The sequence below is a fragment of the Mangrovibacterium sp. genome, from assembly GCF_041596335.1.
Lineage (GTDB): Bacteria > Bacteroidota > Bacteroidia > Bacteroidales > Prolixibacteraceae > Mangrovibacterium.
Window position 1 is genome coordinate 1 of the sequence record NZ_JBFHIT010000089.1, and the last position, 11,533, is coordinate 11,533.

The 11,533-nt window shown below is 42.3% G+C and carries 11 protein-coding genes and 1 tRNA gene; 10 read left to right on the top strand and 2 right to left on the bottom strand.

Annotation, left to right across the window (positions count from 1 at the left end):
• The first annotated feature begins 103 nt into the window (after positions 1-103).
• Both ABZD21_RS19040 and hflX read left to right on the top strand, forming a co-directional pair.
• Positions 104-790, top strand: coding sequence for an energy transducer TonB (locus ABZD21_RS19040; RefSeq protein ID WP_372776721.1), 687 nt, complete (start codon positions 104-106; stop codon positions 788-790).
• Between the two features lie 73 nt (positions 791-863).
• The gene (hflX, locus tag ABZD21_RS19045) at positions 864-2,090 is read left to right on the top strand and encodes a GTPase HflX (protein ID WP_372776722.1); all 1,227 of its coding nucleotides are present in this window, start codon (positions 864-866) and stop codon (positions 2,088-2,090) included.
• A 100-nt stretch (positions 2,091-2,190) separates the two neighbouring features.
• Here hflX and ABZD21_RS19050 read toward each other — a convergent pair whose 3' ends face one another.
• Positions 2,191-2,949 (bottom strand): 30S ribosomal protein S16, encoded by a 759-nt coding sequence (locus tag ABZD21_RS19050; protein WP_372776723.1) that lies wholly within the window; start codon positions 2,947-2,949, stop codon positions 2,191-2,193.
• A gap of 76 nt (positions 2,950-3,025) precedes the next feature.
• Here ABZD21_RS19050 and ABZD21_RS19055 point away from each other — a divergent pair, with 76 nt between their 5' ends.
• The 4 genes from ABZD21_RS19055 to ppk1 all read left to right on the top strand — a co-directional run bounded on the left by ABZD21_RS19055 (position 3,026) and on the right by ppk1 (position 7,998).
• Positions 3,026-3,721, top strand: a complete 696-nt coding sequence (locus ABZD21_RS19055) for a hypothetical protein (protein ID WP_372776724.1) — start codon at positions 3,026-3,028, stop codon at positions 3,719-3,721.
• A 131-nt stretch (positions 3,722-3,852) separates the two neighbouring features.
• Positions 3,853-4,942 (top strand): peptide chain release factor 2 gene (gene prfB, locus ABZD21_RS19060; protein ID WP_372776725.1). Its coding sequence is split into 2 segments (ribosomal slippage): positions 3,853-3,915 and positions 3,917-4,942, totalling 1,089 coding nucleotides; the frame shifts between segments, so codons are not numbered across the junction.
• On the top strand, positions 4,935-5,537 hold the full coding sequence (locus tag ABZD21_RS19065; protein ID WP_372776726.1) for an N-acetyltransferase family protein: 603 nt from the start codon (positions 4,935-4,937) through the stop codon (positions 5,535-5,537). The genes prfB and ABZD21_RS19065 overlap by 8 nt, the downstream gene beginning before the upstream one ends.
• Positions 5,538-5,601: 64 nt before the next feature.
• On the top strand, positions 5,602-7,998 hold the full coding sequence (gene ppk1, locus ABZD21_RS19070) for a polyphosphate kinase 1 (RefSeq protein ID WP_372776727.1): 2,397 nt from the start codon (positions 5,602-5,604) through the stop codon (positions 7,996-7,998).
• A 93-nt stretch (positions 7,999-8,091) separates the two neighbouring features.
• Here the strand turns inward: ppk1 and ABZD21_RS19075 are convergent, their stop codons facing one another.
• Positions 8,092-8,880: a hypothetical protein gene (locus tag ABZD21_RS19075; RefSeq protein WP_372776728.1), complete on the bottom strand. Its 789-nt coding sequence runs from the start codon at positions 8,878-8,880 to the stop codon at positions 8,092-8,094.
• Positions 8,881-8,948: 68 nt separating this feature from the next.
• Between ABZD21_RS19075 and ABZD21_RS19080 the strand changes: the two genes are divergently transcribed.
• From ABZD21_RS19080 to rpsT, 4 genes are all read left to right on the top strand, one after another.
• Entirely contained in the window at positions 8,949-9,461 is a 513-nt protein-coding gene (locus tag ABZD21_RS19080; RefSeq protein ID WP_372776729.1) for a TrmH family RNA methyltransferase, read from the top strand.
• 52 nt (positions 9,462-9,513) lie between these two features.
• Entirely contained in the window at positions 9,514-10,455 is a 942-nt protein-coding gene (locus ABZD21_RS19085) for a hydrogen peroxide-inducible genes activator (protein WP_372776730.1), read from the top strand.
• A 180-nt stretch (positions 10,456-10,635) separates the two neighbouring features.
• A tRNA-Glu gene (locus tag ABZD21_RS19090) sits at positions 10,636-10,707 on the top strand.
• 33 nt (positions 10,708-10,740) lie between these two features.
• A complete protein-coding gene (gene rpsT, locus ABZD21_RS19095) occupies positions 10,741-10,992 on the top strand; it encodes a 30S ribosomal protein S20 (RefSeq protein WP_372776731.1) in 252 nt (83 codons plus the stop codon).
• Positions 10,993-11,533 lie beyond the last annotated feature (541 nt).

Genomic DNA, 11,533 nt, shown 5'->3' on the forward strand with positions numbered 1-11,533 from the left:
ATATTTTGCAGGGGCGATCTATTGCTTTTGAAGATTATTTTCTATCTTTAGCCCCTCAAAGTAAAAATGTTTCTATCACAGAATAAACTTCTAAAACTGAATTATGGAATTGAAGAAATCACCAAAAGCTGATCTTGAGAGTAAGAGAAGTATCTTTATTCAGATTGGACTTGTGATCTCTCTCGGAGTAACATTGCTTGCTTTTGAATGGACCGCCCGGGTTGAACAAGCTTCTTCTTTGGGGTCTGTGGTGCAGCAAGCTGTCGAAGATGAGATCATCCCGATTACACGCCAAGAAGAGGTGAAACCGCCGCCACCACCACCACCACCAAAAGTAGTAGAGGTGTTGACAATTGTAGACGATGACACCGAAATTGAAGACGAACTGGATATTGATGACACCGAAGCCGATGACAATACGGTTATTGATGTTGCTCCGGTTATTCAGCAAGAAGCTGAAGAAGAAGAAGAAAGCGAAGTATTTTTCATCGTTGAAAATATGCCCGAATTCCCAGGTGGAGAATTGGCTCTTCGTAAGTTCATCGCAAATGCCATCAAGTATCCTGTCATCGCTCAGGAAAACGGAATTCAAGGAAAAGTATATGTGAACTTCGTGGTGGATAAAGATGGTACTGTAACTCAAGCCCGTATTGCTCGTGGTGTTGACCAGTCTTTGGACAAAGAAGCACTTCGGGTGGTAAACACACTTCCAAGATGGAAACCGGGTATGCAAAGGGGAAAACCAGTAAAAGTATCTTATACGGTTCCAATTAGTTTTGTATTGCAATAAATCGCACGACGATATAAGAACCCTGGTTTCGTTTTTTCGGAACCAGGTTTTTTTGTGTCTTAAATTTAGTTGAATGATTGATACTTCACAACAACAGGAAACAGCCGTTCTGGTTGGCTTAATAAATCAGGATCAGGATGAAAGGCAAGCCCGGGAATATCTGGACGAGCTCGAGTTTTTAGCTGATACAGCTGGTGCAGTTGTGAAAAAGCAGTTTTTCCAGCGACTCGACGTGCCTAATTCTGCAACTTTTGTAGGTTCGGGAAAGTTGGAGGAAATTCAGAATTACATTAAGATTCATGAGATCGACAGCGTAATCTTCGATGATGAGCTAAGTCCGACTCAATTGCGAAACATTGAGCGGGAATTGCAGTGCAAGGTGCTCGATCGAACAAACTTAATTCTGGATATTTTTGCCAAAAGGGCACAAACAGCTCACGCAAAAACCCAGGTCGAACTGGCACAGTACCAGTACATGTTGCCTCGATTGACCCGAATGTGGACTCACTTGGAGCGGCAGCGTGGTGGTATTGGAATGCGTGGACCGGGTGAAACTCAGATTGAGACTGACCGACGGATTATCCTGGATAAAATTGCACGCTTAAAAGAGCAGTTAATTAAAATCGACAAGCAAAAGGCCACTCAGCGGAAGAATCGCGGCAAAATGGTGCGTGTTGCCTTGGTCGGCTATACCAATGTTGGCAAATCGACCATTATGAATGTAATGGCTAAATCGGAGGTGTTTGCCGAGAATAAGTTGTTTGCAACATTGGATACTACGGTGCGAAAAGTCGTTATAGGAAATATTCCATTCCTGCTGTCCGATACGGTAGGTTTCATTCGCAAGCTTCCTCATGGTCTGGTCGAATCGTTCAAATCGACTTTAGATGAAGTGCGTGAAGCTGATCTGTTAGTGCATGTGGTCGATATCTCACATCCCGGATTCGAAGAGCAGATTGACACGGTGAATCAAACCTTGAGTGAGATTGATACCGGGACTAAGCCAACAATTTATGTGTTTAATAAAATCGACGCGTTCAGCTATGTGTCGAAGGATGATGATGACCTAAGCCCGAAAACGAGGGAAAACTTTTCGTTAGAAGATTGGAAAAACAGCTGGATGGGAAAGAAGAATACGCCTTCGCTGTTTATCTCTGCAATTCAAAAGAAGAATGTTGATGATTTCAAGAAGACTTTGTATGAAGAGGTTCACAAGATACATGTGACCCGGTTCCCCTACAACGATTTTCTGTACGATCCGGAGTGGATAGTTAACCCCGAAGGTGACGAAGAGGAATAAACGGAATTGGTGTAAATGAAAAAAGCGGTGGAAAATTCCACCGCTTTTTTTATGTCGTTCTGTATTAAGTTCAAGTCTTAAAAACAGTGCCGACCTCAGTTTACTCAACTGTTGTTTCACCTTCAGCAGAAGCTTCAGTTTCAGGTGCTTCTTCAGCAACTTCTGCTGGAGCATTAGCGGCAGCAACTGCAGCGGCAGCTTCAGCAGCTAATTCTGCTTCTCTTTTGGCAATTGCTTCAGCTCTTTCAGCATTGATTTTCACCTCTGCTTCCAAACGAGCGTTTTTAGCGTCGCTGTCTTCTTTCGATAAGCGATCTTTCTTAGCCTGGATTTTTGAATCTTTTTCAGCAACCCATGCTTTGAAACGAGTTTCTGCTTCCTCTTCCGAGAACGCGCCTTTAGCAACCCCGCCAAGTAAGTGTTTCATGTACATTACACCTTTGTAAGAAAGAATTGCTCTTACGGTGTCAGTTGGTTGGGCACCTTTGTTAAGCCAGTTTAAAGCTTTATCAAAATCAAGATCGATCGTAGCAGGATTAGTATTTGGATTATAAGATCCAATCCTTTCAATGAAACGACCATCTCGTGGTGCCCTGCTATCAGCTATCACAATGTGATAGTAAGCTAAACGTTTGCGACCAAATCGCTGCAATCTGATTTTTGCTGGCATTGAATAAAAATTTAATTGATAAAAAAATGTGGCGCAAAGGTAAGTTTTTATTTTAGATGACAAAAGCCTTGTTTGCATTAATTCTTTTTCAAGGTGATAAGGGCTATTTAAATCTTTTGTAGTTTTGAGGTGTTTTGAGGGATAGCTTCGTTTAGTCGGATTTCCCTGCACGGTTAAGTCTGCGATCAAAAATAATAAAATCGACCGCAACCATTTGGGAGTGCTACCATCTATCGGTCGTATTATTTAAACTTATATTTGAGCTATGAGAAAATTAGTCGGAAAATTAATTGTTGTTGCGTCGTTTTTATTGCTGGTTTCATGCGCAAGTGAAGAAGTATTGCCAAAGGTATATAGCGATGCTTTTATTATTACAAAGGAAGTTGATGGAGAGAGCAAGTCTGGACTGGCGTTCCACACTTATGCTAATGTGGCAATGAAATCAGTGATTGTTGAGTCAGAGTCAGGCGAAATCAACGCCCTTGGTACGTATGATAATAGTGCCTATGAGTTTTATATGGAAGTTGCCGATACCGATTTTTCGACCAGTCTTCCGGAAACCGGTGAGTATACTTTTACCGTAACCACCTCGGAAGGAGATGTTATTACAGAAACTAACGAGTTGGCCGGTGATGCCATTGACCCGGTAGAAATTACCAGCTGTGAATTCAGTTCAACAAACAATCGGATTGAGTTGAAATGGGAGGCGAGCGCTGATGCTGATTATGCGGTTGTTGTTTTGCGTAATGATGAGGGAGAGGTCGTTTATTTCAATAATTCTTTGAGCTCTACTGCTACCAGTACAAACATTCCGTCGAGCGGATGGGTTAGCGACCTGGAGCCTGTACAGGGAAGCACCTATGAGGTCGAATTGTCTGTCTTTCTGCTCGAAAGTTCAGATAGTGACTTTATGGAGTCGAAAGCAATTACGACTTATGATATTGTTTGGGAGAACGAATAATAGCCTTCCAAAAAAGATTGTTTAAGCGGACAGTTTTCAGACTTGTCCGCTTTTCTTTTTAGCTCCGGGCGGTATTCGTTGATTTATGTCCGGGTATTTTCTAATTTTGCAATTCATCAAAAAAAATAGCTATGATTTTAAAGGAGCAGCTTAAAGAGCTTGCTGAGCGCCGGGATGCGCTGAGGAGGCATCTTTGACTACGATGCAAAAGTATTACAACTAAAAGAAGAAGAACTTAAAACGCAGGATCCTGATTTCTGGACTGATTCAAAGAAAGCCGAAGAGCAAATGAAAACGATTCGGTCGATTAAAGTCTGGACAGAAGGATTTGACGTGGTCGATAAATCGTTTGAAGACTTGCAGGTGTTGTTCGAGTTTTACGAAGCCGAAGAGGCTTCGGACCAAGAGGTGAGCGAACAGTATGCCGAAACACTTGGGCTAGTTGAACAGCTCGAAGCAAAAAATATGCTTCGTAAAGAAGAAGATAAGTTGGGTGCCGTTCTGCGAATTAACGCCGGTGCAGGAGGTACGGAAAGCAACGATTGGGCCGATATGCTCATGCGCATGTATGTGCGTTATGGCGAGAAAGAAGGTTTTAAGGTAAAAGTCTCTGAGTTTAATGCCGGCGATGAAGTGGGGGTGAAAAACTGCACCATCGAGTTCGAAGGCGATTACGCTTATGGCTACCTGAAAAGTGAAAATGGTGTCCATCGTCTGGTACGCTTGTCTCCCTTCAATGCGCAAAATAAACGGATGACCTCTTTTACTTCGGTTTTTGTCGCACCGTTGGTCGACGATTCTATTGAAATCGAGATTAATCCATCAGATATTACCTGGGATACCTTTCGTTCCGGAGGGGCAGGAGGACAGAATGTGAACAAGGTTGAAACCGGTGTTCGTCTGAGGCATGCTCCTACCGGCATTATTATCGAAAACACAGAAAGCCGCTCGCAGCTTGGAAACAAAGAAAATGCGTTGCGTTTGCTGAAATCGCAATTATATGAGCTGGAGCTTCGCAAACGTCGCGAAGCGGTTAGCGCCATTGAAGCCGGTAAGAAAAAAATTGAATGGGGTTCACAGATCCGTTCGTATGTCCTTCAACCTTATAAATTGGTGAAAGATGTTCGAACCAGCTATGAAACGGGCAATGTTCAGGCTGTGCTCGATGGTGAAATCGATGGTTTTATCAAGGCGTATTTAATGCAGTACGGCGATGAGTAAAAAGGTTGAAATCCGGATGGCCACACCGGAAGATGCAAAATCATTGCTGGCAATTTATGAACCGTTTATTACCAACACCGTCGTTACGTTCGAGGAAATAGTTCCATCTGTTAGCGAATTTGGCGATCGGATTTCAACGATTCTGAAAGAGTCACCTTTTCTACTTTGCCAAATTGATGATGAAATTGCGGGCTATGCCTACGCGTCGCAATATCGATCAAGGGAGTCGTACCGTTGGAATCGCGAAGTAACCGTGTATATCAAAGAAAGTTTTCAAAGCCGAAACATTGGAACGGCTCTGTATACCGCGCTGATAAACATTGTGAAACACCAGAATTATACAAATTTGCTGGCCATTGTTACACTTCCCAACGATGGGAGTGTTCGATTGCACGAGCGAATGGGGTTTAAAGCTTGTGCCGTTTTTAACCAGGTGGGTTTTAAAATGAATCAATGGCATCAGGTTGGCTGGTGGGAATTGCCACTTATTCCGGCAACCCAAAAACCACTTGAGCCAGTTTTGCTCCCCAATTTCACCAATCAAACTTTGTTGAACGAAATTATGTTGAAGGCAGTTGAATTAGTGAAGATTTAGGCAGTTTTACTTGAGCTTTTCAAAAAAATCTGCTTACTTGTAATTTTATGTAAAGGCTGTTAGAATGAAAAACACAGAATCTTTTATCAATCGCGAAATTAGTTGGTTATCGTTTAATGCCCGGGTTTTGCAGGAAGCTGAAGATCCAACTGTGCCTTTGTTCGAACGGTTGCGCTTCTTAGGCATCTTTTCGAATAACCTCGATGAGTTCTTTCGCGTTCGGGTGGCCTCAGTCCGACGGATGGTCGATTTTGGTGACGATGGAAGCATTCTGGGAAATTTTACACCGGAAGAATTGCATGAGGAAATTTACGAACTGGTGTATGCTCACCAGCGCAAGTCGCAGGAGATTTACAAAAATATAATGGTGGAAATGGCTGCGGACAACATCTACATTATTGATGAAACCCGCATGACCAGCGAACAGGGCATTTTCGTGAAACGATATTTCTACGAAAAAGTACTACCAAACCTGGTTCCCATCATGTTGACCGAAGAGAACAAGTTCCCCTACCTGCGAGATCGCTCGGTGTATTTGGCCATAAAGCTTTCGCGGGCCGAGAAACAGGCGAAGTTTGCCTATGCTCTGGTGCGCGTGCCAAGCATCACACTTTCACGCTTTTTGGTTTTGCCTGCCCGTAGTGGCAAAAAGTATGTCATCCTGCTCGACGATATCATTCGGTATTGTATGGCCGACATCTTCCCGCTTTTTAAATACGATAAATATGAAGCCTACACCATAAAAGTTACACGCGACGCAGAACTGAATATCGATGACGATATTTCAAAGAGTTTCATCGAAAAAATGGAGCTTAGCTTGAAACGTCGGAAAGTTGGTACACCTGTGCGTTTATTGTACGATAGTCAGATGCCCGATGAATTTCTGAAGTTCATTATCAAAAGAATGCATCTGGATCCGGAGAATACCGTTGCCGGTGGCCGTTATCACAATCATAAAGACTTTATGAACTTCCCGGAAATCGGTGCACCACATCATTATTATAAACGGTTAACTCCGGTTCGACATCGGAACTTGCCTCCGCACCAAAGCATTCTCAAGAAAATGCGTCAGGGAGATATCATGTTGCATTACCCCTACCAAAGCTTTAGTCACTTTCTCGATTTGCTTCGCGAAGCGGCAATCGATCCGAAAGTAACGGATATTGGTATTACAATTTACCGGGTAGCCGATGCGTCACGGGTGGTAAATGCCTTGCTCAACGCTATCCGAAACGGGAAAACTGTAACAGTAATGATTGAGTTGCAGGCTCGTTTCGACGAGGAAGCCAATATTTACTGGTCGAACAAGCTGCAGGAAGAAGGAGCTCATGTTATTAATGGTGTGCCGGGATTGAAAGTGCATTCCAAGATCACATGGATCAGACGAAAAGAAGGAGGCTCGTTTAGAAACTATGCCTATGTCGGAACCGGAAACTTCCACGAAGGTACAGCACGTGTTTATGGCGATGAAGGTCTGTTGACCGCTGACCCGCGAATCGCCGATGAAGTAGCCAGTTTGTTTAACTTCTTCAAACACAATTACCGGATCGATGAGTATAGACACATCATTGTTAGTCCTTTTCGGATGCGTTCTTTCTTTTCTGATTTAATCGATAAGGAAATTGAAATTGCACGATCGGGACGCCGGGGGTTCATGCTGCTTAAGATGAATAGCCTCATCGATCCTGAAATGATGTCGAAAATCAGCGAAGCTGCGCGAGCCGGGGTTAAAGTTCGCCTAATTGTTCGTGGTATATTTGGGTTGAAAACCGAAGAAGAAGACATCCGAAATAACATAGAAGCTGTAAGTATTGTCGACAAGTATTTGGAGCACTCGCGGATCTTTGTATTTGGAAACGGAGGGAATGAAAAATATTATATTTCGTCGGCCGACTGGATGCCTCGAAACCTAAATCGGCGGATTGAAGTTGCCTGTCCAATCTATAATAATGATATTAAAGAAGAGCTGCGTCAAATGTTGAAAATTCAACTTCGCGACAACTCGAAATCTCGTATCCTGGATAATGAGCTGTCGAATACCTATAATCGTGACCAGATTGAAGGCAGGTTTCGGGCGCAGGAAGACTTTTATCAGTTTATCAAGGAAAAACACCAAGTTATTATGAGAATATATCACAATCCCCGTTGCTCAAAAAGTAGAGCAGGACTGCAATATCTTGAAGAGAACGGATATACGGTTGAAGTCATTAATTACATGAAGGATGGCATCTCTGAAGATGAAATTCGTGAAATTATAAGCTTGACAGGTCTGTCGGCTTTCGAGTTGGTTCGGACACAAGAAGAGCAATTTCGTACCGATTATAAAGATCAGGTTCTTTCTGATGATGAATGGGTGAATGTTCTTGCTGCAAATCCAAAGCTGTTGAAACGGCCCATCGTATTAAACGGGAAGAGGGCTGTTCTGGCTCAGCCCGCCGGTTTGATTGATAATATTCTTTGATCGTACAATTCAGATTCGTAACATAAAAAAAGGTGAAGGTCGCTCATTTCGCGGTCTTCACCTTTTTCTACAACTAGTACGATGATTTTACAGTTAACCAACCTTCGATTGGTATTCTTTGATTGCTTGCTTAAGAGCGTTTTGTCTTTTTATAGCTTTCGAAAGAGCCAAAGCCTGAACAAAAGCCTGTTTGTCGTAGTCTTCCAGTATAATGTAGTAGTACCGCTTCCCTAGAAAAACAGCTTTCAGGTTGCGATCGGCATGCTGGGCAATAAACTCAATTACGCCATTATCCTTGCCATCGGTGTACGAAACCTTTTCCCACTTGGTATTCATGAAATCGCTGTGATGGTTCAACGGAGTCCCGGTGGCAACAGTATCAGTTATAGCCTGAAGGTCGCCATCGTATACCCGGATAGCTACATGGTCGAGCCATTGTTCGCCATAATAATTACTTGAAATGTATAACTCTCCGCGTACATCGAGGTAAATTTGGATAAACGATTTGTTCCAACGGCGCTGAAATTCCTGTCGCTTATGAATATACTGAGCATATCGGTCAAATTCAGTTTTTTCCTGAATAAAATTCTTCTCCAGCTCAGCAACTTGAATATTTGTCGAGTCAAGGTCATCCTGAGCTCGATAAAGCAGTTCGCCGTACACCTTCTTTTTAAACTGATCGGCAGCTAAAACCTGTTTAATTGCTCCTCGATAAAGTAATCGCACAGAATCGGCCGTTTGCAATGCGCCAAGGGTATCACCTTGTTGGAAACAGATTTCGGCTTGTCTTAATTTTTCAGCAGCCAGTTCTTTTTCCGATTTTCCGCAGGATATTAATTGCGCAGTGATTAAAAAAAGAAGAAAAAAACGGATTATTTTCATGGACAAATGGGTTAAAATCTTTTCATTCGTAGTTTCTGAATGGTCAAAGAAAATGAATAATTCTCAGGATGGAAACAAATTCAGTTGCATTTTTTCAATCTCAAAATACACCGGAACTTCCGTTTAAGCCCAAGGTGGCGGCCTGGAAGGTGAAGAATCCCCAAAATGTCGGAAGCCTCATGCGCCTGGTCGACAATCTGGGTGGCGATGAACTAATCTTATTGGACGACGAAAATGACAAACGTGAAGCATCGATCCGTAAAACAGCTGGCTTGAGTTTTAAAAATGTCAAACTCACCTATTTGGACGCAGACGAGTTTTTTGATCGCTTTGAAACCGACTACCCCGTTTTTGCAATTGAAACATCCGAGGGGGCAACCAACCTGTTCGAAACGCGATTGCCCGCAAAGGTCGTTTTCCTGCTGGGAAGCGAAATGCATGGACTGCCGCCAGAGCTAATACTACGCTGCGATAGTGCTGTCTTTATTCCCATGACCGGAAAATGCAAATCGATGAATATTTCGCACGCGTTGGCGGTCGGTCTGTTTGAATGGCAAAGGCAGCAATTATTTATGAAATAGGAATGAGAGATATCGATTTTTTCTATCTTTAACGGAAACAAATAGAGGAACCATGATTACCCTAACCCAGCTTGAGTATATTGTTGCAGTAGATACCTTTCGCCATTTTGGCCGTGCCGCAGAACATTGTTTTATTACGCAACCAACGCTCAGCATGCAAATTAAAAAACTGGAAGAGGATCTGGAAGTGGTTATTTTCGATCGGAGTAAACAGCCACTCATTCCAACAGACGTTGGAAAACGAATTATTGAACAGTCGCGCATTGTTTTACAGGAATCTGAGAAAGTAAATAATATCGTCAAAGATCACAAGAACCTGATATCTGGTGAACTAAAGATTGGCATAATTCCAACATTGGCTCCCTATCTTTTGCCACTGTTTATTGGAAATTACAAGCGCAAATACCCTAACATTTTAATCAAAGTTGAAGAATTAACAACCGAGAATATAGTTGATCATTTACAACGCGATCTGTTGGATGTTGGGATCTTGGTAACCCCGCTAAAAGAAGATCGGATCAACGAAAGACCAATATTCTATGAAGAAATGATGCTGTATATGCATAAAGATCATCCGTTGCATAACAAAACCGAAGTTCGGGTGAAAGATATTTCCGTTCCTGAAATTTGGTTGTTGAGCGATGGGCATTGTTTCAGGCATCAAGTCATTAATCTGTGTTCATTTAAAGGAGCGTCGAACGTTAATCTACCTTTTCACTTCGAAGCAGGGTCGTTGGAAACGCTTATGAATATTATCGATAAAGAAGGCGGGATTACCCTAATCCCGGAATTGGCTGCAGTTGATATGTCCACCGAACGCTCGTTACACGTTCGTGCATTCGACGATGTTACCCCACTGAGAGAGGTGAGTTTGGTGTATTCGCGCCACTTTGCAAAGAATAAATTGATTGAATTACTATGGCGAGAGATAGTTAACTCAATGCCACAGAGTCTTTTAAATAAAGATCGGGGAACAATTGTTGATTGGAAGTAAACTTTTTTCATTTTTTTATTTGCAGTTTCAAAAATCTTCCATTTCTTTGCATCGCTGAAATCAAAAACAGCAGAGCTAAACGAAGCGATGCGGATTTCAGAAAAAATATCCTGAAAAGTTTGGAGACTAAAAAAAAGCAACTATTTTTGCAGTCCCAAAATTAAGGGAAAACAAAATGATGGCCCGTTCGTCTAGCGGTTAGGACGCCAGGTTTTCATCCTGGTAGCAGGGGTTCGATTCCCCTACGGGCTACTTTACAAAGAAAAATATTGAGGAAATAATAAAATGGCAAATCATCAATCTTCAAAAAAGAGAATTAGACAAGACGAAAAAAAACGTCTTGAAAATAAATATTACGCTAAGACAATGCGTAACGCGTTGAAACAGTTGCGTGCCGCTACGGAAAAAGAATCTGCTGTTGCTGAGTTGCCACGAGTAACTTCAATGATTGACAGATTGGCGAAGAAAAATATCATTCACAAGAACAAGGCTGCAAACTTAAAGGCAAGTATTGCTACACATGTGAACAAATTGTAAGAAATTACTTATACATGGAAGCCTCTTCAGCGATGAAGGGGCTTTTTTTGTCTTATAAAACCGGCTTGCAATTCGGATCAGTTCCAAAACCTGGGTCTACGCATATATTTTGCCTAGTGGGTATAGAAAAGACTTAATCTCGGACACGCCCCTGAACTATTTTTTGAACTCCTTTATTTTAGCATTGAATGATTTTGCTGCAGCGTTTGTACTTCTGCCATCGAACTAATTTATAATGGTGTCGTAGTGAGTTCCGAATGTGCGCCTTACTGTTTAAAATGCATTGAAGTTCGACTTTTCAATCCCGATCAAATCCCATGCATTCCATATTCTATGGCGCGCTTAAGGTATATGTTCTCCTTTTTCCGGCCGATGGTGCCGCTGAAATCATCTTTTTTTTTGAAAAAATAACCCGATCAGCGGAAGTCAATAGTTCACCCGGGCAGATGTTCGGATTGTGGTAATTTGATTACTTCCCGGTAAACCACACTAAGGGGCCGTATTGAGCGAGGTTCTCCAGGACGAGATACCCTATAATAAT

Coding starts and splice junctions, on each gene's coding strand:
- ABZD21_RS19040 (WP_372776721.1), top strand. CDS start 104: ATGGAATTGAAGAAATCACCAAAAGCTGATCTTGAGAGTAAGAGAAGT.
- hflX (WP_372776722.1), top strand. CDS start 864: ATGATTGATACTTCACAACAACAGGAAACAGCCGTTCTGGTTGGCTTA.
- ABZD21_RS19055 (WP_372776724.1), top strand. CDS start 3,026: ATGAGAAAATTAGTCGGAAAATTAATTGTTGTTGCGTCGTTTTTATTG.
- ABZD21_RS19065 (WP_372776726.1), top strand. CDS start 4,935: ATGAGTAAAAAGGTTGAAATCCGGATGGCCACACCGGAAGATGCAAAA.
- ppk1 (WP_372776727.1), top strand. CDS start 5,602: ATGAAAAACACAGAATCTTTTATCAATCGCGAAATTAGTTGGTTATCG.
- ABZD21_RS19075 (WP_372776728.1), bottom strand. CDS start 8,880: ATGAAAATAATCCGTTTTTTTCTTCTTTTTTTAATCACTGCGCAATTA.
- ABZD21_RS19080 (WP_372776729.1), top strand. CDS start 8,949: ATGGAAACAAATTCAGTTGCATTTTTTCAATCTCAAAATACACCGGAA.
- ABZD21_RS19085 (WP_372776730.1), top strand. CDS start 9,514: ATGATTACCCTAACCCAGCTTGAGTATATTGTTGCAGTAGATACCTTT.
- rpsT (WP_372776731.1), top strand. CDS start 10,741: ATGGCAAATCATCAATCTTCAAAAAAGAGAATTAGACAAGACGAAAAA.